Source organism: Alloyangia mangrovi, from assembly GCF_002300555.2.
Taxonomy (GTDB): domain Bacteria; phylum Pseudomonadota; class Alphaproteobacteria; order Rhodobacterales; family Rhodobacteraceae; genus Salipiger; species Salipiger mangrovi.
The window spans coordinates 66,642-86,783 of record NZ_NTHN02000016.1 but is presented as its reverse complement, the minus strand read 5'-3'; the positions used below and the strand labels follow the sequence as shown (position 1 = coordinate 86,783).

Genomic DNA, 20,142 nt, shown 5'->3' with positions numbered 1-20,142 from the left:
GGCAAATCTGAAGACCTGAAAGAGGCGCGGTCCCGAAGGGCCGCGCCTCTTGTCATCTTGGCCTCACTTGCTCGGCACGCCGCCTTCCACGATGCCGGTGGGGGTCGGGCTGAGCCAGCTGTAGAGCAACCCGCCTAGTGCCCCGCCCAGCAGCGGCGCCAGCCAGAACAGCCAGAGCTGCCCCAGCGCCCAGCCCCCGACAAAAAGCGCCGGGCCGGTGCTGCGCGCCGGGTTGACCGAGGTGTTGGTGACCGGGATGCTGATCAGGTGGATAAGCGTCAGCGCGAGGCCAATGGCCAGCGGCGCGAAGCCGACGGGTGCCTGTCCATGCGTGGTACCCATGATGATGAAGATGAACATCATCGTCAGCACCACCTCGGCGACGAAGCTCGAGACCAGCGAATAGCCCCCGGGACTGTGCTCGGCGTAGCCGTTGGCGGCAAAGCCAGAGGCCACCACGTCGAACTCCGGCACGCCGCTGGCGATCACGTAGAGCACCGCGGCGCCGAGGATCGCGCCGATAACCTGCGCGATGATGTAGGGGAGGATGTCCGAGGCCGGGAAGCGTCCGCCCGCCGCAAGTCCCACGGTCACCGCTGGGTTGAGATGGCAGCCCGAGACGTGGCCGATCGCATAGGCCATAGTCAGCACCGTCAGGCCAAAGGCCAGCGAAACGCCTAGCAGGCCGATCCCCACATCGGGAAAGGCCGCGGCCAGCACCGCCGAGCCGCAGCCGCCCAGCGTCAGCCAGAAGGTGCCAATGAGCTCGGCTGCGTATTTTCGGGAAGTCGCCATCGCAAACTCCTAAATTGAAATGTGTTTTGAAAAATCACTCAGCCGAATACTGGCACCGGATGCCGGGCGCGCAAAGCGCTTTTGCGTCTCGCTACGCGCAGCAGGCGACGCGGCATGCAGTGCCTGCGTGCTGCGACGGCAGAGCTGTCGCGCGTTTGCGGTGCCCAGCGGCGCTGACCTGCCGCAGGGCGCCTGCGCCGGGCGCGCCCGCCCACGCAGTGAGCATCGGGCCTGCCGCTGGGGCAGGCCGCGCCCCGGGGGCTTGGCATCCCCGCTCAGGCCACTAGTGTCGCGCCGAGCGCTAACAGGAGACAGCCGATGAAGAAAAACCCGCTGGGCCGCACAGGCATGTCGGTGACCGAGCTCTGCCTCGGCACCATGACATACGGCAACCAGACGCCGCCCGAGGATGCTTTTGCGCAGATCGAGCGCGCACTCGATGCCGGCATCAACTTCATGGACACCGCCGAGATGTACCCGGTGAACCCGGTTCGGGCCGAGACGGTGGGCCGGACCGAGGAAATCCTCGGCGACTGGTTCGAGAAGTCCGGCCGCCGCGGCGAGTGGATCCTCGCCAGCAAGCACACCGGCCCGTCGAAGCTGGTGCGTGACGAGGCGCCGATCAGCTCCGAGACGATCCCGGTGGCGGTCGAGTCTTCGCTGAAGCGGCTGAAGACCGATTATATCGACCTCTATCAGTTCCACTGGCCCAACCGCGGCAGCTACGCCTTCCGCCAGAACTGGACCTTCGCGCCCTGGACGCAGGACCGCGAGGCGACCCGCCAGCACATGGCCGACGCGCTCGGCGCGCTGCAGCGCGAGGTCGACCGCGGCACCATCCGCGCCTTCGGCCTGTCCAACGACAGCGCCTGGGGAACCGCCGAATGGCTGCGCATGGCGGCTGAAGTGGGCGGCCCGCGCGTCGCCTCGGTGCAGAACGAATACTCTCTGCTCTACCGCATGGCCGATACCGACCTCGGCGAGCTGATGGTCAACGAGGACGTCGGCCTGTTGCCCTATTCGCCGCTTGGCGCCGGCCTGCTGACCGGCAAGTACCAGGGTGGCGCGCTGCCCGAGGGCTCGCGCATGGCGATCAACGGCGATCTCGGCGGCCGCAAGACCGACCGGGTGTTCCCGGCGGTCGCGGCCTATCTCGAGCTGGCGCAGGAGTTCGGGCTTGATCCGGTGCACATGGCGCTGGCCTGGTCGGCGCGGCGGCCCTTCGTCGCCTCGTCGATCTTCGGGGCCACCACCCTTGGCCAGCTCGAGCATCTGCTCGGTGCCGCGGAGGTGACGCTTTCGGACGAGCTGCTCGAGCGCATCGACGCCACCCACAAGGCGCATCCGCTGCCCTACTGACGGCTCGGGGCCGCGCCGGCCCCTGCACAAAAGGGCGCGGAGAGGATTGCTCCGCGCCCGCTTCGCCGCTACATCGCGGCGCATGACCAGCTCGAACAAGCATCCCGGCGCCCCCTGGCGCAATTTCTACGGCCGCGTGAAGGGCAAGACCCTGCGCCCGAGCCAGGAGACCTACCTCGAAGAGGATCTGGCGAAGCTCTCGCCGGGTGCGGTCGACTGGGAGGTGAACCCCGAGCGCGAGAACCTCGATCTCGAGGCGATGTTCGGCGGCAAGCCGGTCTGGCTGGAAATCGGCTTTGGCGGCGGCGAGCACCTGGTGCATCAGGCCGCCACGCATCCGCACGTGGGGATCATCGGCTGCGAGCCCTATATCAACGGCGTTGCCATGCTGCTGGGCAAGATCCGCGAGGCGGGGGTCGAGAACCTCAAGGTCTACCCCGGTGATGCGCGGAACATGTTCGACGTGCTGCCCGACGAGAGCCTCGACAAGGCCTTCCTGAACTACCCCGACCCCTGGCCCAAGACCCGTCACCATCGCCGCCGCTTCGTCACGCAGGAGCATCTCGAGCCGCTGGCGCGGGCGCTGAAGCCGGGCGCCGAGTTCCGCGTGGCGACCGACATCCCCGACTACGTCCGCCAGACGTTGCAAGAGGTGCCAAAGGCAGGCTTCGAGTGGCTGGCAGAGGGGCCGGGCGACTGGCGCGAGCCCTGGGACGACTGGATCTCGACCCGCTACGAGCAGAAGGCCCTGCGCGAGGGCCGCACGCCGCACTACCTTACCTTCCGCAAGCGCTGAGCCACTCCGGCACGTGTCGCGAAGGCGGCTTTGCAAGGATTGAACGGGCAGGGCGAAAGTCCTGCCCGATGTCTTTTGCGTGCAGGTCCGGTCGGTGCCCTGGTTCAGCCGAGCTGGGCCAGCCCCGCCGCGCGGCCCAGCACGGCCGCCGCGAGCAGGCCGTTGCCAGAGAGATAGCCGCTGTCGCCCGCGCCCGAGACCCCGCAGGCCGCGCCGCCTGCGGCAAAGAGATTGGGAAAAACCGTGCCGTCCGCGCCTTGGACGCGACCGCTGCCGTCGGTCACGAGCCCACCTTGGGTGTGGAACAGCGCGCCGGTGACGCGCACCGCGCAATAGGGTGGGGCGAGCGGCGCCTCTCCCCAAAGGCGGCCGAAGCGGTCGGTCTCGCCTGCGCGGATCGCCGCGATCTCATCGCGCAGGGCCGTGGCGGGCAGGTCGAACTGCCTGGCAAGGTCCTCAAGCGTCTCGGCGCTACGCACCGCGCCCTGCGCCTCGGCATTGCGGAAATCCTCGAACTGGCGCGCGATGTCGGCGATGCGGGCGTCGAAGACGGTGACCGCCTCGCCACCGGGTTGCGCCAGCACCACCCGCGCGGCCTCGGAATAGCCCTGCGCCTCGTTCCAGAAACGCCGGCCTTCACAATTCACCTGAATGCCGCCCTCGGTGATCGTTGCCCAGGTGATCAGGATCCCATGAGGGTGCGCCACGTTGCCGTGGCCTTGGTAGGCACCAAGATGCCGGGTGGCCGCGCCGAGCGCCGCGCCCCAGTCAAGCGCCTCGCCGCGGTTGCCCTCGTGACCGAACCACAGCGCCCCGGCGATGGCCGGCATGTGCTCGGCCACCTTCGCGCGGTTGCCGCCAAAGCCGTTGCAGGCCAGCACCAGCTTGGCGCAGCCGACGGTCTCGAGCGCGCCGCCCGGCGTGCGCAGCCCGGCGCCGGTGACGGTGCGGCCGTCATGGTAGAGGATCTCGGCCCGGCGTCCGCAGAGCAGGTCGATGCCCTGTGCCTCGACGGTGGCACGGAGTCGGTCGATCAGCTCCCGGCCCGAGCGGCTCGGCAGCCCGTGCATCCGCCGGCGCGAATGGCCGGGGTAGTCGAAGTCCGTCACCACCGAGAAGGGCAGCCCGTGGCGCGTGCTGAGCCAGTCGATGACGCCGGCAGAGCCCGCCGCCAGCGCCTCGACGAAGGCTGGGTCGTTCTCGCCCTTGGCCTTCCGCTGGATGTCGGCAGCGAAGCGCGCGGCGGTGTCCTCGATGCCCGCCGCGGCCTGCAGCGCGGTTCCGGCGGCGGGGATCAGCCCCGCCGAAAGCGCCGTCGAGCCCTGCGGCAGCGGGTCGGCCTCGATCATCAGCACCTCCTGTCCCGCCTCATGGGCGGCGAGCGCGGCAACCAGCCCGCAGGCCCCGGCGCCGATGATCAGGGTCTCGACCTCGACGTCGAAGGCGGCAGGAGTGGGCGCGATCTCAGCCATCGCGGCCTTCCCATTTTTGCCCGGCGGCCAGCATCTGGGGTGTGCCGATGACCTCGTTGAGCCCATCGAAATCGAACATCCGCTCGGCGAAGGGCCGGTTCGAGCCATTGGCCTGCAGGCTGGCGTAATAGTCCTGCGCGGTGCGCGCCAGCGCCCGGACGATGCCGCCGGGGAAGATCACGATGGAAAAGCCCATCGCCTCGAGATCGCTGGCATTCGAAATCGGGGTGAAGCCGCCCTCGACCATATTGGCCAGCAGCGGGATGCGCTTGCCGAAGGTCTCGCCCACCAGCTTCAACTCGTCGCCCGAGCGCGGCGCCTCGATGAAGAGCGCGTCGGCACCGGCCTCGATATAGGTCTCGGCCCGGGCCATGGCGGCGTCGAGACCCTCGACCGCGATGGCATCGGTGCGGGCGATGATCAGCGTCTCTTCGCTGCTTCGGGCATCCGCCATGGCGGCGATCTTGCCGGCCATCTCGGCGGCGGGGATCAGCGACTTGTCCTTCAGGTGGCCGCAGCGCTTGGGATAGGTCTGATCCTCAACCTGCAGCGCCGCCGCACCGGCGCGCTCGTAGGTGCGCATGGTCCGCTGGGCGTTGAGCGCATTGCCAAAGCCTGTGTCGGCGTCGATGATCACCGGCACGTCGATGCGGTCGGCGATCAGCGCCATGGTGTCGGCCATCTCGCTGGCGGTGCTGAGGCCGATGTCCGGGCGCCCTAGCCGGGTGTAGGCCACGGCCGCACCCGACAGGTAGAGGGCCTCGAACCCGGCCTGCTGCGCCAGCGCGGCGGTCAGCCCGTCGTAGACGCCGGGGGCGACGAGGATCTCGGGGCGGCTCAGTCTTTCGCGCAGGCTCATGACAGGGCCTCCAGCTCGGCGATCATCTCGGCGCAGCTCTTCTGGCTGCCGAGCGAGCCGAGCGAGACCAGCGTGGCATCATGCACCTCGGAGCGGAAGGCGGCGCAGCCGTCGGTGAGCAGCACGGTGTCGACGTTGCGCAGGTGTGCGTCGCGCAGGGTCGAGGCGACGCCGCCGTTGGTGACGATGCCACCGATGATCAGCATGTCGATCCCCAGCGCACGCAGGATGTATTCGAGGCGGCTCTGGTAAAAGGCGGAATAGGCCACCTTCTCGACGGTGTAGTCGGCGGGGGCCAGCGTCTCGACCAGCTGGTGGCCGAACTTGCCGGGGGCGAAATCACCCTTGCCGAGGAAGGGGCGCAGCTCCTTCAGGTGCGGCGCGATGAGTGGCTCGCCCTCGGGCCCCGGCACTAGGGTGAACTGGGCACTGATGTATGTGCCGCCCCTAGAGCGCAGGGCGTCGCGCAGCGGCGCGAGGCGGCCCGGAAGGGCGGCAATGGCCTCGGCCGACTGACCGGCGCGGCCATAGGCGCCCTCGGGGTGGAGGAAGTCATTCTGCAGATCGATGGTCAGCAGAGCCGTGCGGGTCGGGTCGATCGGTCCATGCGCCATGGGTCAGGTCCTCGTGATGATGGTGTTGCCATAGGCGTCGACCCGGCCCCGCAGGCCCGGATCGAGCAGCACGGTGGTGTCGGCCTGCTCGAGGATCGCGGGGCCCTCGATCTCGGCCCCCACCGGCAGGGCGAGCCGGTCGTAGATCGTGGTCTCGTACCAGGCGGTGCCGAAATGCACCTGCCGCGTGCCCTTGCGCGCTTCCTCGACGCTGCCGCCCTGCGGGGCGAGCGTGGCGAGGTCGAACTTGGGCCGCTTGCCGATCACCGCGCTGCGCAGGTTCATCACCCGCTGCACGCCGCCGGGCAGGGTGCGCCCGTAGGCGGCGCGGTAGGCAGTCTCGAAGGCCTCGGCGATCTCCTCGGTGGTGGGCGGGATCACGGTGCCCCCGGTCACCGCCACGTCGAGCGCCACCGGGACGGTGTGGGTCTGGCCTAGGTAGGCCATGTCGAGCTCGAAGCGCAGCTCGCGGGCCTCGAAGCGGGTCGCGGCGGCGTCGAGCATCGCGCGGCCCTTGTCGGCATGATCCTGCATGAAGCGCCCCAGCGCCGCCCGGTCGAGCGTGGCGACCGTGGCATTGATGGTCTGCACGAAATCGTGGCGCATGTCGGCGATGACGCAGCCCATGGCCGAGGTCACGCCGGGGTAACGCGGCACGATGGCGCTGCCGATGCCGACATCGGCGAGCATCGCCCCGGTGTGCAGCGCGCCGCCGCCGCCGAAGGGCATGAAGGCGAAACGCTTGGGGTCGAAGCCGCGCTCGATCGAGACGAGCCGGATCGCCCCGGCCATGCGCGAGTTGGCGACCGTCAGGATGGCCTCGGCGGCCTCGGTGGTGGGCAGGCCCAGTGGCGCGCCGACGTGCGCGTCGATGGCGCGGGCGGCGGCCTCGACATCGAGCCGCTCGAGCTTGCCGCCAATCGGGTTCTCGGGATCGATCCGGCCCAGCACCACGTTGGCGTCGGTCACGGTGGGGCGGGTGTTGCCCTGTCCATAGGCGACCGGGCCGGGGGTGGAGCCGGCGCTTTCCGGGCCGATGTTGAGCAGCCCTCCCTTGTCGACCCAGGCGATGGAGCCGCCGCCGGCACCGATCGTGGTGATCTCGATCATCGGCGCGCGCACGGTCATGCCGAAGTCGACCGAGGTCTCGGGGGCGAGCATCGACTGCCCTCCGGCGATCAGCGACACGTCGAACGAGGTGCCGCCCATGTCGCCGGTGATGATGTCGGGGAAACCCGCCTCGGTGGCGATATGCGCCGCCGCGATCACCCCGGCCGCCGGTCCCGAGAGCGCGGTGCGCACCGGCAGGCGGCAGGCGGTGTCCACGTCCATCACGCCGCCGTTCGACTGCACGATGAGGAACTCCGAAGCAAAGCCGCCCTCGCGCAGGGCGCTGTCGAGCCGGTCCAGATAGCCCGAGACCTCGGGCTGCAGGTAGGCGTTGAGCGCGGTGGTCGAGAAGCGTTCGTATTCGCGGATCTCGGGCAAGATCTCGGACGAGGCCGAGACATGCGCGTTGGGCCAGAACTCGCGCAGCGCGGCGACCGCCTTGGCCTCGTTCCCGGGGTTGGCGTAGCTGTTGGCAAAGAGCACCGCCACCGCTTGCGCACCGGCCTCGATGAGCTGCCGTCCCGCAGCGCGCACGGCCTCCAGATCGACTTCGGTGCGGATGGTGCCGTCGGCCAGGGTGCGCTCGGGCACTTCAAGGCGCAGCTCGCGCGGCACCACGGGTTCGAACTCGCCGCGCAGGCCCCAGGTGCGGGGCCGGTCACGGCGGCGCATCTCGAGCACGTCGCGCAGTCCCTCGGTGGTGATGACGCCGATGCGCGCGCCCTTGCGTTCAAGCAGCGCGTTTGTGCCCGCCGTCGTGCCGTGGATCACCGCCTGCACGGTCGAGAGGTCGGAGACCTGCCGGCCGATGCCGTCGAGAAAACCGCCCGACTGGTCGGGGCGGGTGGTTGGCACCTTGGCGACCCGGGCAGTGCCCGCCGCCTCGTCCACCACGAAAACATCCGTGAAGGTGCCGCCCACGTCGACGCCGATGACCTGAGACCGGTCCGTCATGCCCGCACCTCTTTCCACTTGGTTCCATAAATCCTGTCGGCCTCGGCCTCGCTCAGGAAGCCCTTGGCCACGTCGCCCGCGACCTTCTCGGGCGCGCGCTCCTCGGGGGCGCCGTAGCCGCCGCCGCCGGGCGTCTCGAGCCGCACCGACTGGCCCTGCGCCAGCTGGATGCCGCGCATCTTCGACGCCAGCGGCGGGCTGGCCCAGCCCTCGGCGGTCTCGTATTCGAAGCGGTTCAGCGCCGCCTCGCCGCCGCCGGCGACGCCCTTGGGCGCGAACCGCCCGCGCTCGCCGAAGAGGAAGACCTCGGCGCCGTTCTCTTCCAGCACCTCGATTTCGTAGACCGCGCCGAGCCCGCCGCGATGCTGGCCGGGGCCGGCGCTGTCGGGGCGCAGCGCCCATTGCTTGAACATCACCGGGTAGGCGGCCTCGAGGATCTCCATCGGCGGAATCGTCGCGGTCGAGATCGGTGCATTGCCGTGGTTCAGCCCGTCCGACTCGGGCGAGCCGCCGTGGCCGCCGCCGTAGAAGGAGAACATCACCCAGGGGCTGCCGTTCGAGCGCCGCCCGGCGATGGCCAGCGCGTTGATCGTGCCGTAGGCATTGGCGACCACCCTGTCCGGGGCGGCCTGCGCCGCGGCCGAGAAGATCACGTCGATCATCCGCATGATGGTTTCGGTATAGCCGCCCACGGGGGCGGGGAACTCGGCGGCCAGCAGCGAGCCCTCGGGGATGCGTACGTCGATCGGGCGCATCACGCCGGCGTTGGCGGGCACGTCGGGGAAGATGTGCTTGATCGCCACGTAGGCGGTCGCCACGGCGGTGGGCAGGGCGATGTTCACCGGGCCCTGGCAGCGCGGCGCGGTGCCGGCGAAGTCGAGCACCATCTCCTCGCCCCTGATCTCCAGCGCCACCTTGATGCGCAGCGCCGTGTCGGTGATGCCGTCGTTGTCGAGGAAGTCCTCGGCCTCCCAGCGCCCGTCGGGCAGGGTGGCGAGCTCGGCGCGCATCAGCGTCTCGGCCCGATCCGACAGCGCCGCGAGCGCCGCCGCGACGGTGCCGCCGCCATATTCGCCCAAGAGCTCGCCCATGCGTTTGACGCCGAGATCCAGTGCGCCGAGCTGGCCGTTGAGGTCGCCCTCGGCTGATTGCGGCAGGCGGGTGTTGCGCATCAGGATGTCGATGACGTCCTGGTTGATCTCGCCTCGGCGCGCAAGCCGCACCGGCGGCAGCACGAAGGCCTCCTGGAAGGCATCCTTGGCGGCGGGGTTGTAATTGCCCGGGGCGCCGCCGCCGAGGTCGTGCCAATGGCCGACCGAAGCCAGCCAGCAGAACAGCTTGCCCTCGTGGTAATAGGGGCGGATCACCCGCATGTCGTTGAGGTGCGTGCCGCCGAGATGGGCGTCGTTGAAGATGAAGATGTCGCCGTCCTCGGCGCTGTCGCCGAACTTGTCGATCACCGCCTTCACCGCAAAGGACATGACGCCGACGAAGATCGGCAGGCCCGACTTGCCCTGCACCAGCGTGTCGCCGGTGCTCGCGTGATAGATCCCGTGGCTGGCGTCATGCGCCTCGGCGATGATCGGGTTGAAGGCCGAGCGGAAGAGCGTCGCGTCCATCTCGTCGGCGATCTGTTCCATCCGGCCGGCCAGCACCGCCAGCGTGATCGGATCTATTTCGGGGGTGGGCATCAGGGGCGCTCCTCTGCGATGTCGTTCCAGACGTCCTGTCGGGTGATGAGACCGTCCGTCAGCTCGAAGCGGTCGATGAATCGGATGCCCTCGAAGGGCGTGCCGTCCGGCCACTCGCCGTGCAATGTGCCGGTCACGTAGACGATTGCGTTGGCGCTGGCCGTGCCGGGCGCGGGGGCCAGATCGACAGCCTCGATGGTCTTCTTCACGAAGCGGTAGCGCGGGCGAGACCAGTCGATCAGCTCTTCCAGCATGGTCATCGGCGCGACGCTGGGAAAGCGCATGGTGAACCCTTCGCCGAGGCGCGCGCGGGCGGCGTCGAGCGCACGGGCCTCCATCTCGGCGAGATAGGCGCGCACGATGGCACATGGGTCGGGCAGGGCGGGGGCCGGGCTGCGGTGCATCCGGCCGCGCATGTAGTCCTCGCCCGCATGTTCCGAGATCATCACCGTCACCGCCTCTGGCGGAGCCGCGATCACCGCGCCGATCGCGTCGGTGACGGCTTCGCCGAGGCGGCGCTTCGTGTCGCCGTCATAGCCTTGGATGAGGTGCATCTGCACGATCGGCATGGGACTGCCTCCTGACTGACCTGTATTTTTTGTAATACAGATTTTGACGATCAGAAAAGACAAATTTATTGATTTTGTAAAATCATTGCGTAGGGTCGGGTCTCAAGGAGAAGAAAATGACCGATCAGCATCGCCAGACATTGCCGGAAGGAGGCAAGGCCCGCAGGGTCTACCTCCTGCTGCGCGACGACATACTCTCGGGCGTGCATGGTGCGGGCTCGGTTCTGGCGGGCGAACAGAAGCTCGCCGAGATGCACGGCGTCAGCCGGGTGACGATCCGCCGGGCGCTGGACGCGCTCGAGGAAGATCGGCTGATCGAGCGTCGCGCCGGCAGCGGCACCCGGGTGCGCGAGGCTGTGCAGCCGCAGACCATGGCCGCCGACATGGCGACGCTCATTCCGCAGATCGTGAAGATGGGTCAGCACAGCGCCCGGCTGCTCTCGTTCTCCTACGGTGCCGCGCCCGACCACGTGGCCGAGGCGATGGAACTGGGCGAGGGCAACCGGGTGCAGCGCGCGGTGCGGGTGCGCCTCGCGGGAGAGACCCCGTTCTCGCATCTGACGACCTATGTGCCCGAGGACATCGCGACGAATTACTCCGAGGCCGATCTGGCCAACGTGCCGCTCTACCAGCTGCTCGAGCGCTCCGGCGTGCGGGTCTCCTCCGCCTCGCAGCGGGTCGGGGCGACGCTGGCCGGGCCGGACGTGGCCGAGGCGCTGGGGGTGTCGGTGGGCGCGGCGCTGCTGTCGCTGCGCCGGGTGGTGCGGGATGGCGACGGGCGCGCGGTGGAATACCTCGCGGCGCTCTACCGGCCCGACCGGTTCGAGCTGGAAATGTCGCTCTCGCGGGTCGGTGAAAGCGCAATGCGCCACTGGGAGCCGGTGGTCGATCAGCCGCGCCGCGACACCGAGGGTCAGGGCTGATGGCAACGCTTCTCGACAAGCTCTGGGCGGCGCATGAGATCAGGGCCGAGCACGGCCAGTCGCTGCTCTGGGTCGACCGGCACCTCGTGCACGAGGGCTCGCACCATGCCTTTGCCAAGCTCGCCGAGCGCGGGCTCGAGGTGGCAGAGCCGGGGCTGACCTTCGGCGTCGCCGATCACTACGCGCCGACGCGCAACCGCGCGCGGATCGACGATCCGCAGGTCGCGATGATGCTCGAGCGGCTCGAGTCCAATTGCGCCCGCCACGGCATCCGGCTCTTCGGGCTGCACGACCCGCGGCAGGGCATCGTGCACGTACTCGGCCCCGAGCAGGGTCTGACCCTGCCCGGGCTGCTGATCAACTGCGGCGACAGCCACACCTCGACCCATGGCGCTTTCGGGGCGCTCGGCTTCGGCATCGGCGCGACGCAGGTGGCGCATGTGCTGGCCACCCAGACCATCTGGCAGGCGAGGCCCCGCGCCATGCGTATCCGCTTCGAGGGCACGGCGGGCCTTGCGGTAGCCGCCAAGGACATGGCGCTGCACTGGATCTCGCAGCTGGGCACCGGCGGGGCCGCCGGCCACGCTGTGGAATACGCCGGATCCGCGGTGCGGGCGTTGTCGATGGAAGGCCGGATGACGCTCTGCAACCTCTCCATCGAGGGCGGCGCGCGCTTCGGCATGGTGGCCCCCGACGCGGTGACGATGGCCTATGTGAAGGGCCGGACAATGGCTCCAAAAGGGGCTGACTGGGACGCTGCCGCGGCCTATTGGCAGACGCTGCAGAGCGACGCCGATGCGGTGTTCGATCGCGAGGTGAGCTTCGACATGGCCGAGGTCGCTCCGACCGTCACCTGGGGCACCACGCCCGATCAGGCGCTGCCCATCGGCGCCAGCCTGCCCGACCCGGCGCGGCTCGAAGGCGCGCAGGCCGAGGCTGCGCGCGATGCGATGGACTACATGGGGCTGACCCCGGGTCGCCCGCTTGAAGGCACGCCGGTGGATCAGGTCTTCCTTGGCTCTTGCACCAACGGGCGCATCGACGATCTGCGCGCCGCCGCGGCAGTGCTGCGCGGGCGCAAGGCCAAGGTGCCCGGGCTCGTCTCGCCCGGCTCGATGCTGGTCAAGCGGCAGGCCGAAGCCGAGGGGCTGGACAAGGTCTTCACCGAGGCGGGGCTGGAATGGACCGCCTCCGGCTGCTCGATGTGCGTCGGCATGAACGGCGATCTCGTTGCCCCCGGCAAGCGCTGCGCCTCGTCGACCAACCGCAACTTCCGCGGCCGTCAGGGCAAGGGCGCGCGCACCCACCTGATGAGCCCGGCGATGGTCGCCGCTGCCGCCGTCACCGGCACGCTCACCGATGTGCGGCCGCTGCTGGAGGGACGGGGCTGATGGCAGGCTGGAGCATTCATGAGGGGCAGGCGGTGGTGCTCGACCGCCGTGACGTGGACACCGACCAGCTCATTCCGGCGCGCTTCATGTCTGCCAGCCGGGCCGAGGGCTATGGCCGATTCCTGCTGCACGACCTGCGCGAGGGCGACGCGGAGTTTCCGCTGCGCCGGCACCCGGAGGCCAGCGTTCTGATCGCCGGGCCGAACTTCGGCTGCGGCTCCTCGCGCGAGGCGGCGGTCTACGCGCTGGTCGACGCCGGCATCCGCGTGGTCGTGGCCGAGAGCTTTGCCGACATCTTCGCCGGCAACGCGGTCAACAACGGGCTTTTGACCATCGCCACGCCCGAGGCGGCGGCGCTGCGCGCGGCCATCGGCATGGGCACCGCTCCCGCCTGCATCGATCTTGCCAGCCGCCGCCTGAGCGTGGCGGGGAGCGAGCAAAGCTTCGAACTCACCGAGACGGCGCAGGCCAAGCTGATCAACGGCTGGGACGACATCGATCTTACCCGCGCCCACGCGGGGGAAATCCGGAACTTCCGCGACAGACGGAAGACCGACCACGCCTGGACCTGGCCGTCACGCTGACGCCCGGTCTGCATCAGAACGCCGGGCGACCGGCACCCAACAAGGAGAGACCCTCATGAAGACCACCTTCTTCGTCAGTGCAGCCGCGATGCTGCTGGCGACAACGGCGCTCGCCGAAGACCGGCTGTCCGCCGTCCATGCCTTCCCCGAGACGCTGATCTACACCAAGAGCTTCCTGAGCTTTGTCGACAAGGTCAACGAGGCGGGCAAGGGTGTGGTGCAGATCGACGTGCGCGGCGGCCCCGAGGCCATCGGCATGTTCCAGCAGCCCGATGCGGTGCGCAACGGCGTGGTGGACATGGTCTACACCCCGGGCTCCTTCTACGCCGGTACCGTGCCCGAGAAGGACGCGCTGGTGACCTCGAACATCGCCGCCCCGGTGGCGCGCGAGAACGGTGGCATCGATCTCATCGATCAGATCCACCAGGAAAAGATGGGCGTGAAATACCTCGGCTGGTTCGATTCCGGTGTCTGCTACAACCTCTGGACCCGCGACGAGCCCAAGCTGGACGCCGAGGGCAACCTTGACGTCTCGGGCCTGAAACTGCGCGGCAACGCGGTCTACAACGCCTTCTTCAGCGACTACCTCGGCGCGCAGGTGATCGACCTGCCGACCACCGACGTCTATTCCGGCCTCGAGCGCGGCGTGGTGGATGCCACCGGCTGGACCCAGATCGGCCTCATCGACCTGAAGTGGAACGAGTTCCTCAACTACCGCATCGAGCCGTGCTTCTTCTCGACCGACCTTGGGGTGATCGTGAACCTCGACAAGTGGGAAAGCCTCTCGGAAGAGTCGCGCAAGATCCTCACCGAGGTCGCCATCGCCCATGAGGCCGACTCCGCCGCCGCGCTCGGCGCCAAGCGCGACGAGGATTTCGCCGCGCTGGAAGAACAGGGCATGAAGGTCGTCACCCTCGAGGGCAAGGCGGCAGAGGACTATCTTGCCGCCGCCCGCGGCGAGACGCTCGAGCGCATGCAGGAGCTGATGAGCGAACACCCCTCGGGCGCCGGAAACTACGACAAGCTGGTCGAGCTCTTCTACGACGACAGCAAGTGACGCCCCCGGCGCGGCCCCGGTGCGGGCCGCGCCGCCTTCTCCCCTGAAAGGCAAGAAAGATGCAGTCCCTGACACGGGCCTATGACAACGTGCTGACCGGCATGGCGATCCTCTCCGGTCTGCTGCTGCTGTGGATGATGGTCTCGATCATCGTCTCGGTCACCATGCGCAACCTCGGCCTCCAGCCCTTCGCCTGGCTTTTCACCTCGCTCGAATACGGGCTGCTCTACATGACCATGCTCGGGGCGCCCTGGCTTGTGCGCGAGAAGGGCCATGTGCACATCGAGCTCTTCACCGCCTCGCTCTCACCGGCCGGGCAGCGCGTCGTGAGCCGCCTCGTGGCGGTGCTCTGCGTGCTGGTCTGCGTTGTGCTGGCCTGGAAGGGCGTCGAGCTTGTCGCCAAGAATTTCACGCGCAACGACTTCGATGTGCGCGCCTACTACACGCCGAAATGGATGCTGACGCTGGCCTTCCCGATCAGCTTCGGCGTCATGGCGCTTGAATTCGGCCGGTTCGTCTTCGGGCCCCGGATGCTGCTCTCGGGTCAGGCGGGGATCCACGAATGATGGACTGGTACTGGGCCATGGCCCTTCTTCTGGGCACGATCATGGGGCTGATGGCCCTTGGCATGCCCGTGGCGCTGGCCTTCCTCGCCTCTAACATCGTCGGCGCCTATGTCTTCATGGGCGGGATGAACGGCATCAGCCAACTGCTGGACAACGGCTTCGGCGCGCTGACGCGCTTCTCGCTGGTGCCGATTCCGCTGTTCCTGCTCATGGGCGAGATCTTCTTCTACACCGGGCTTGGTGAGCGCATGTTCAACGCCATCGACCGGCTGCTCGGCCGGGTGCCGGGGCGCCTGTCCTATGTCACGGTGATCGGCGGCACCGGCTTCTCGACGCTGTCGGGCTCGTCGATGGGCTCGACCGCGCTGCTTGGCAGCCTGATGGTGCCCGAGATGAGCAAGCGCGGCTACAAGCGGCACATGTCCATCGGGCCGATCCTCGGCACAGGCGGGCTGGCGATCATCATCCCGCCCTCGGCGCTGGCGGTGCTGCTGGCGACGCTTGCGCAGATCGACGTGGGCCAGCTGCTGCTGGCCGGGGTGATCCCCGGGGTGCTCCTGGCGGGGCTCTACATCGTGCTGATCTGGGCGCAGACCAAGATCGATCCCGACGCCGCGCCTGCTTACGATGTCGAACCGCTGGCGGGCGGCGAAAAGTTTCGGCTGATCGCCAAGGACATCCTGCCGATGATGTCGGTGATGGTGCTCTCGGTCTGGGGCATGGTGGCCGGGGTCTTCACCCCCTCCGAGGCCGCGGCATTCGGTGCCCTCGGTGTGCTGATCCTCGCGGTGATCTTCCGCTGCCTGACGCTCGACGCGATGATCAAGTCGGTGAAGGGCGCGCTGCGGGTGACGCTGATGGCGTATCTGATCGTCTTCGGCTCGGCCACGTTCAGCCAGCTTCTTGCTTTCTCGGGCGGCTCGCGTGGGCTGATCACCTGGGCCACCGGCTTCGATCTCGCGCCGCTGGCGATGCTGGCGGTGATGTTCGGCGTGCTGCTGGTGCTGGGGATGTTCATGGAGCAGATCTCGATGATGCTGCTCACCGTGCCGATCTTCTTCCCGCTGGCGGCGCAGATGGGCTTCGATCCGATCTGGTTCGGCCTGATCATGCTCCTCGGGCTCGAGATCAGCTTCACCACGCCGCCCTTCGGGCTGCTGCTCTTCGTGATGAAGGGCGTGGCGCCTCCGGGCACGACGATGCACCAGATCTACATGTCGGCGATGCCCTTCATCGGCTGCTCGCTGCTGCTGGTGCTGATCCTCGTGCTGTTCCCGGGGCTGGCGCTCTGGTTGCCCGGGCTCTGACGCGGGTCCAGCAACGACACTGAAGCTGCCCGGTGGGTCGACGGACCTGCCGGGCGGTTTGAGTGAGCGAAGAGGGGAGGATCATGGTCGGCGCCCATCAACTCCCCGCGCGGGAGAAGCAAGGACATCAGCGCCTTTGGTGACTGGGCACCTGTGACGCGCGACCGAATTTCAGGGGGGACTTCTGGTAGCGGAGGAGGGACTTGAACCCCCGACACGCGGATTATGATTCCGCTGCTCTAACCAACTGAGCTACTCCGCCAAGAAGTGAGCGCTGAATATGGTTATGGGCCCGGAGGGTCAAGCGGAAAAATCACCTGCCGTGGCGGAAATTTCGCACCTTTTCGCATGGCCTCATTTCACGATGGTTTCGTCCCGGACAAAGAGGTTCGCCCAGGCCCGGTCGACCAGTTCGGGGGTCATCTTGTGGGGCCATCCCTCGAAGTCGCAGATCGCCTTCATCTGGTCGATGAGGAAGACCGGCTGATAGTTGGCATAGACGTTGTCGATGCTCGGATACTTTTCCTTCAGCAGGTAGACGAGCGAGGCCTCGTCGAGCACCATCTGCTTCTTGCGCGCGACCATGGCGAAGATCTTCAGGAAGTCCTGCTGGTTCGGCCCGTCGATCTTGATCTTGAAGAAGATCCGGCGCAGCGCCGCCTTGTCGAAGATCTCGTTGGGGTGGAAGTTGGTCGAGAAGATCACCAGCGTGTCGAAGGGAACCTCGAACTTCTCGCCCGACTGAAGGGCAAGGATGTCCTTGCTTTCCTCGAGCGGCACGATCCAGCGGTTGACCAGCTTCTGCGGCGGCTCGGCCTGACGGCCGAGGTCGTCGACGATGAAGAGCCCGCCTGTGGACTTGAGCTGCAGCGGCGCCTGATAGGTGCGCGCGGTGGGGTTGTAGACCAGATCGAGCATGTTCAGCGACAACTCGCCGCCGGTGATCACCGTGGGCCGGTCGCAGAGCACGTAGCGCGAGTCGAAACGGGTGGTGCGGCGCAGGCGGTTGAGGTCCTCGAGCTCGGTCTCGGCGGCGTTGTGCACGATCGGATCGTAGACGGTAATGACCTGACCGGAATACTCGATGGCGCGGGGCACGTAGATCCTGTCCCCCAAGGCCTCGCGGATGCCGTTGGAAATCGATGATTTGCCGTTGCCGGGAGGGCCGTACATCAGGATCGAACGGCCGGCGCTCACCGCCGGTCCGAGGTGCGAAAGCAGCTCGCTTGGCAGCACGAGGTGGCCCATGGCGCCGGTGAGCGCCCCGCGGGTGACCTGGATGTTGCGGATCGATTGGCGCTGCACCTGCTCGCGGTAGGCCGAGAGCGGCACCGGCATGGGGCCGAAGTATTCCGACTGGGACAGCGCGTCGAGCGCGCGCGCCTTGCCGCTGTCGGTGAGCTGGTAGTGCATCTCGCTGCTCAGCGCGTCGCCGCGGGTGCCCATGGCCTCGATCAACCCTTGCCCGCGGGCGAGATCGACCAGCTCCTGGGTGATGACGATCGGCAGGCAGACCGCGCGGGCAAGCTCGGTGATCACGTTGGTGTTCTTGCGGAACAGGGTCTTGAGGATGATATCGCGCATCATCGTGCGCGGCAGCACCATGTCTTCGAGCCGCTTGGGGGCGGGGGGCGCGATCACGCCGGAGCTTTGCATGTTCATCGGTCGGCTGCCCTGTTCTAGCCCTGTCGCTGTCCTTCCGAGGCCCGTCGCGGAGAGGGGGCCATCTGGCTCCAGTCGCTCCGCAGGGTCCGCGTTGTTGCCGCCCAGGAAACTCCAGCATTGTGGCAAGAGCTTGTCTCGGCGCGGGAATTGCCGGGGCGGCTTGCACGAAAGCGGCGGGTGGAGGAGGCTGCAAGGGAACGCGAGAGGAGGCCAGGATGGCGGATCAAATGACGGTCGGGGTGATCGGCGGCACGGGCATGCTGGGGCGGAGCCTCGTGACCGGCCTGTTGGAGAGTGGTGTGGTGGCGCCCCGGGCGCTCTGGGTGGCCAACCGCTCCGGCAGCCGGGGCGACCTTCCAGAGGAGGTTGAGGTCACCGCAGATGCGCAGGCGCTGGTCCGGGCCTGCGAGGTGGTGATCCTCTCTGTGCCGCCGGGGCTCTTCGAGGCGCTGGAGGTGGACGCCGCGGACCGGCTGGTGATCTCGGTCATGGCCGGGGTCTCGCGGGTGCGGATCGCCGCGCACACCGGCGCAGATCGGGTGGTGCGTGCCATGTCGAGCCCGGCGGCGGCGCGGCGGCTGGCCTTCTCGCCCTGGTGCGGGGATCTCGGGGCCGAGGACGCGGCGCGGGTGACGGCGCTGCTGGGGGCCTGCGGGTCGACGGCGGAGGTGCCGAACGAGGCGCAGGTCGAGGTCTTCACCGCGCTCACCGGGCCGGTACCGGGGTTCGTCGCGCAATTCGCAGCCACGATGATCGACTACGCAGAGCGTCGCGGGGTGGCACCGGAGGTGGCCCATATGGCGATGCGGCAGCTTTTCCTCGCATCGGGGCAGATGCTGGCCGGGGATGCGCTTGCGCCGGATGGGCACGTGCAGGAGATGATCGACTACGCCGGCACCACGGCGGCCGGGTTGCTGGCGATGCAGGCGGCGGGGCTGCAGGACGTGGTGGATGCAGGGCTCGATGCCGCGGTTGCGCGCACGCGCGCGATTGCGGGGTAGGGGCTCAGCCTGGGGTGGCGCCGTAAAGCGCCCCGAGCAGCAGGTAGAGTCCCAGCGTCCCGGCCAGCGCCAGGCCCATGGGGAAGCGGCTGCCGCTCTGCCAGCTCTTCCAGTCGGGTGCGAGTTTACGCAGCGAAGTGGCGCGCACCAGCCTGTGGCTGGCGAAGGCGGCGAGCAACGTCGCGGCGAAGAGCGCCATGACAAACCGTAGATCGCCGAGATGGATGAAAGGCGCGGCCGCGGCGGCGAATTTCGCGTCGCCCGCGCCGACAGCGCCCCCGGCATTGAGCGCGATCCCCGCGACCAGCACCGCGAGCATCTGCACGTAGCGCCAGGCGTAGACTTCCATCGGCAGCACGAAGGGGCCGATGACCACGAAGATCGCAAAGAGCACGATCACCGCCTTGTTGAGGATGCGCATGTATTTCATGTCGGTGAAGCACACCCAGAGGCACACCACCAGGACCAGGGGCAGGAACCAGATCGCGGCGGTTGCGGAGATCACCAGCATGCCTCCCGCCTCAGTTCGTCACCGTGCCTTCCAGCGCATCCAATGCGCGGGCGGCGGCTTCGAAATGCTGCGGATGGGTCTCGAGCGCGTCGCGCAGCAGGCCCTTGCCGATCTCCACGTCGCCGCGCTTGACCGCAGCAAGACCCAGCGTCTGCAGCAGTTCGGCGCGTTCGATCTGGGTCATCTGCATGACCGGCAGCGCGTAGTTGCCCTGCGCGCCGCGCGCCAGAACGAGGTTGTTCTTGGCGGTGAAGAGCTTGGGGTCCTGCCGGATAGCATCGGCAAAGAGCTTCTCGGCATCGGCGTAGTCGCCGCGCGAGAGCTTGGAATAGCCCCAGTTGTTGAGCACCGAGGCGGGCTTGGTGGTCAGGCCCGAGGCGACCTCGTAGAAACTGTCGGCCTTCTGCCATTCCTGGTGGCTGTCGGCGATCATCGCCTCGAGCCGGTAGCGCTGGAAGGTCTCATGGGTCGGGGGGGATGCCGTCGAGCACCTGCTCGGCGCGCTCCCAGTTGTTGTTGCGGATGAGCGCATCGGCGAGCGAGACGCGGTCCTCGTTGGTCGCGCCGTCGTGGGCGACAACCTGAGTCCAGGCGCTGGTCGCCTCGGGGTAGCGCTTGGCGCGGACCAGCGACTTGGCGAGGCCGCGCTGGAAATCGATGCGGGCGGGATCCTGTTCGGCGCTGCGCGAGAAATAGGCCACGGCTTCGTCGGGGTCGCCGGCGGTGAGCATGACCTCGGTCAGCCCGGCTCCGTCGATGGCGTTGACGCCGGAAAATTCGCGATCCACCGCGTCCTTGTCGATTTCCTTCTCGCAGGCGGACAAGGCGATAAGGGCCGCCGCAAGGGCGATCAAAACGTTCGGGTGGCGCATTTCCTGCGTCCTCTTGCTGCTCGTACCTCTTGCGCTGGCCGGTCGG

Annotated in this window: 18 protein-coding genes, 1 tRNA gene and 1 pseudogene; 9 read left to right on the top strand and 11 right to left on the bottom strand. The window is 68.1% G+C overall.

The window, feature by feature from the left end; translation table 11 throughout:
* Positions 1-63: 63 nt before the first annotated feature.
* Positions 64-795, bottom strand: coding sequence for an aquaporin Z (aqpZ, locus tag CLG85_RS10880; RefSeq protein WP_095882953.1), 732 nt, complete (start codon positions 793-795; stop codon positions 64-66).
* Positions 796-1,113: 318 nt separating this feature from the next.
* Here aqpZ and CLG85_RS10875 point away from each other — a divergent pair, with 318 nt between their 5' ends.
* Both CLG85_RS10875 and trmB read left to right on the top strand, forming a co-directional pair.
* Entirely contained in the window at positions 1,114-2,154 is a 1,041-nt protein-coding gene (locus CLG85_RS10875; protein WP_095884457.1) for an aldo/keto reductase, read from the top strand.
* A gap of 82 nt (positions 2,155-2,236) precedes the next feature.
* Positions 2,237-2,950: a tRNA (guanosine(46)-N7)-methyltransferase TrmB gene (trmB, locus tag CLG85_RS10870; RefSeq protein ID WP_095884459.1), complete on the top strand. Its 714-nt coding sequence runs from the start codon at positions 2,237-2,239 to the stop codon at positions 2,948-2,950.
* Positions 2,951-3,054: 104 nt separating this feature from the next.
* On the opposite strand, the gene CLG85_RS10865 is transcribed toward trmB, so the two are convergent.
* Genes CLG85_RS10865 through CLG85_RS10840 form a run of 6 tightly spaced genes read right to left on the bottom strand, consistent with a single transcriptional unit; the run spans position 3,055 to position 10,219 of the window.
* Positions 3,055-4,422, bottom strand: coding sequence for an FAD-dependent oxidoreductase (locus CLG85_RS10865; protein ID WP_260348875.1), 1,368 nt, complete (start codon positions 4,420-4,422; stop codon positions 3,055-3,057).
* Positions 4,415-5,281, bottom strand: coding sequence for an isocitrate lyase/PEP mutase family protein (locus tag CLG85_RS10860; protein WP_095883219.1), 867 nt, complete (start codon positions 5,279-5,281; stop codon positions 4,415-4,417). The genes CLG85_RS10865 and CLG85_RS10860 overlap by 8 nt, the downstream gene beginning before the upstream one ends.
* Positions 5,278-5,895 (bottom strand): cysteine hydrolase family protein, encoded by a 618-nt coding sequence (locus CLG85_RS10855; protein WP_176476651.1) that lies wholly within the window; start codon positions 5,893-5,895, stop codon positions 5,278-5,280. The genes CLG85_RS10860 and CLG85_RS10855 overlap by 4 nt, the downstream gene beginning before the upstream one ends.
* A 3-nt stretch (positions 5,896-5,898) precedes the next feature.
* Entirely contained in the window at positions 5,899-7,959 is a 2,061-nt protein-coding gene (locus tag CLG85_RS10850; RefSeq protein ID WP_260348874.1) for a hydantoinase/oxoprolinase family protein, read from the bottom strand.
* A complete protein-coding gene (locus CLG85_RS10845; protein WP_260348873.1) occupies positions 7,956-9,650 on the bottom strand; it encodes a hydantoinase B/oxoprolinase family protein in 1,695 nt (564 codons plus the stop codon). The genes CLG85_RS10850 and CLG85_RS10845 overlap by 4 nt, the downstream gene beginning before the upstream one ends.
* A complete protein-coding gene (locus CLG85_RS10840) occupies positions 9,650-10,219 on the bottom strand; it encodes a tautomerase family protein (protein ID WP_095884434.1) in 570 nt (189 codons plus the stop codon). The genes CLG85_RS10845 and CLG85_RS10840 overlap by 1 nt, the downstream gene beginning before the upstream one ends.
* A 116-nt stretch (positions 10,220-10,335) precedes the next feature.
* Between CLG85_RS10840 and CLG85_RS10835 the strand changes: the two genes are divergently transcribed.
* The 6 genes from CLG85_RS10835 to CLG85_RS10810 are packed head-to-tail and all read left to right on the top strand — an operon-like array spanning position 10,336 to position 16,047.
* Positions 10,336-11,142: a GntR family transcriptional regulator gene (locus CLG85_RS10835; RefSeq protein ID WP_224844866.1), complete on the top strand. Its 807-nt coding sequence runs from the start codon at positions 10,336-10,338 to the stop codon at positions 11,140-11,142.
* On the top strand, positions 11,142-12,533 hold the full coding sequence (gene leuC / locus CLG85_RS10830) for a 3-isopropylmalate dehydratase large subunit (RefSeq protein ID WP_260348872.1): 1,392 nt from the start codon (positions 11,142-11,144) through the stop codon (positions 12,531-12,533). The genes CLG85_RS10835 and leuC overlap by 1 nt, the downstream gene beginning before the upstream one ends.
* Positions 12,533-13,117: a 3-isopropylmalate dehydratase small subunit gene (leuD, locus tag CLG85_RS10825; RefSeq protein ID WP_095883274.1), complete on the top strand. Its 585-nt coding sequence runs from the start codon at positions 12,533-12,535 to the stop codon at positions 13,115-13,117. Before leuC ends, leuD begins: the two co-directional genes overlap by 1 nt.
* A gap of 55 nt (positions 13,118-13,172) precedes the next feature.
* The gene (gene dctP, locus CLG85_RS10820; RefSeq protein ID WP_095883275.1) at positions 13,173-14,174 is read left to right on the top strand and encodes a TRAP transporter substrate-binding protein DctP; all 1,002 of its coding nucleotides are present in this window, start codon (positions 13,173-13,175) and stop codon (positions 14,172-14,174) included.
* 59 nt (positions 14,175-14,233) lie between these two features.
* Positions 14,234-14,740: a TRAP transporter small permease gene (locus CLG85_RS10815; RefSeq protein WP_095883276.1), complete on the top strand. Its 507-nt coding sequence runs from the start codon at positions 14,234-14,236 to the stop codon at positions 14,738-14,740.
* A complete protein-coding gene (locus tag CLG85_RS10810; RefSeq protein WP_095883279.1) occupies positions 14,740-16,047 on the top strand; it encodes a TRAP transporter large permease in 1,308 nt (435 codons plus the stop codon). Before CLG85_RS10815 ends, CLG85_RS10810 begins: the two co-directional genes overlap by 1 nt.
* A 185-nt stretch (positions 16,048-16,232) precedes the next feature.
* Here CLG85_RS10810 and CLG85_RS10805 read toward each other — a convergent pair.
* Together CLG85_RS10805 and CLG85_RS10800 are read right to left on the bottom strand one after the other, a co-directional pair.
* Positions 16,233-16,309 (bottom strand) — tRNA-Met (locus CLG85_RS10805).
* A gap of 92 nt (positions 16,310-16,401) precedes the next feature.
* Positions 16,402-17,709, bottom strand: a complete 1,308-nt coding sequence (locus tag CLG85_RS10800; RefSeq protein WP_095883277.1) for a DUF8689 domain-containing protein — start codon at positions 17,707-17,709, stop codon at positions 16,402-16,404.
* 218 nt (positions 17,710-17,927) lie between these two features.
* Here CLG85_RS10800 and CLG85_RS10795 point away from each other — a divergent pair, with 218 nt between their 5' ends.
* Positions 17,928-18,713: a pyrroline-5-carboxylate reductase family protein gene (locus CLG85_RS10795; RefSeq protein WP_260348871.1), complete on the top strand. Its 786-nt coding sequence runs from the start codon at positions 17,928-17,930 to the stop codon at positions 18,711-18,713.
* Between the two features lie 4 nt (positions 18,714-18,717).
* Here the strand turns inward: CLG85_RS10795 and CLG85_RS10790 are convergent, their stop codons facing one another.
* Together CLG85_RS10790 and CLG85_RS10785 are read right to left on the bottom strand one after the other, a co-directional pair.
* Complete coding sequence (locus tag CLG85_RS10790; RefSeq protein ID WP_095881062.1) at positions 18,718-19,224, bottom strand: prepilin peptidase; 507 nt, start codon at positions 19,222-19,224, stop codon at positions 18,718-18,720.
* 10 nt (positions 19,225-19,234) lie between these two features.
* Positions 19,235-20,096 (bottom strand): annotated as a pseudogene (locus tag CLG85_RS10785) (tetratricopeptide repeat protein).
* Positions 20,097-20,142 lie beyond the last annotated feature (46 nt).

Bases quoted from the DNA above. Each gene is read 5' to 3' on its own strand.
- aqpZ (WP_095882953.1), bottom strand. From the start codon at position 795: ATGGCGACTTCCCGAAAATACGCAGCCGAGCTCATTGGCACCTTCTGG.
- CLG85_RS10875 (WP_095884457.1), top strand. From the start codon at position 1,114: ATGAAGAAAAACCCGCTGGGCCGCACAGGCATGTCGGTGACCGAGCTC.
- trmB (WP_095884459.1), top strand. From the start codon at position 2,237: ATGACCAGCTCGAACAAGCATCCCGGCGCCCCCTGGCGCAATTTCTAC.
- CLG85_RS10865 (WP_260348875.1), bottom strand. From the start codon at position 4,422: ATGGCTGAGATCGCGCCCACTCCTGCCGCCTTCGACGTCGAGGTCGAG.
- CLG85_RS10860 (WP_095883219.1), bottom strand. From the start codon at position 5,281: ATGAGCCTGCGCGAAAGACTGAGCCGCCCCGAGATCCTCGTCGCCCCC.
- CLG85_RS10855 (WP_176476651.1), bottom strand. From the start codon at position 5,895: ATGGCGCATGGACCGATCGACCCGACCCGCACGGCTCTGCTGACCATC.
- CLG85_RS10850 (WP_260348874.1), bottom strand. From the start codon at position 7,959: ATGACGGACCGGTCTCAGGTCATCGGCGTCGACGTGGGCGGCACCTTC.
- CLG85_RS10845 (WP_260348873.1), bottom strand. From the start codon at position 9,650: ATGCCCACCCCCGAAATAGATCCGATCACGCTGGCGGTGCTGGCCGGC.
- CLG85_RS10840 (WP_095884434.1), bottom strand. From the start codon at position 10,219: ATGCCGATCGTGCAGATGCACCTCATCCAAGGCTATGACGGCGACACG.
- CLG85_RS10835 (WP_224844866.1), top strand. From the start codon at position 10,336: ATGACCGATCAGCATCGCCAGACATTGCCGGAAGGAGGCAAGGCCCGC.
- leuC (WP_260348872.1), top strand. From the start codon at position 11,142: ATGGCAACGCTTCTCGACAAGCTCTGGGCGGCGCATGAGATCAGGGCC.
- leuD (WP_095883274.1), top strand. From the start codon at position 12,533: ATGGCAGGCTGGAGCATTCATGAGGGGCAGGCGGTGGTGCTCGACCGC.
- dctP (WP_095883275.1), top strand. From the start codon at position 13,173: ATGAAGACCACCTTCTTCGTCAGTGCAGCCGCGATGCTGCTGGCGACA.
- CLG85_RS10815 (WP_095883276.1), top strand. From the start codon at position 14,234: ATGCAGTCCCTGACACGGGCCTATGACAACGTGCTGACCGGCATGGCG.
- CLG85_RS10810 (WP_095883279.1), top strand. From the start codon at position 14,740: ATGGACTGGTACTGGGCCATGGCCCTTCTTCTGGGCACGATCATGGGG.
- CLG85_RS10800 (WP_095883277.1), bottom strand. From the start codon at position 17,709: ATGAACATGCAAAGCTCCGGCGTGATCGCGCCCCCCGCCCCCAAGCGG.
- CLG85_RS10795 (WP_260348871.1), top strand. From the start codon at position 17,928: ATGGCGGATCAAATGACGGTCGGGGTGATCGGCGGCACGGGCATGCTG.
- CLG85_RS10790 (WP_095881062.1), bottom strand. From the start codon at position 19,224: ATGCTGGTGATCTCCGCAACCGCCGCGATCTGGTTCCTGCCCCTGGTC.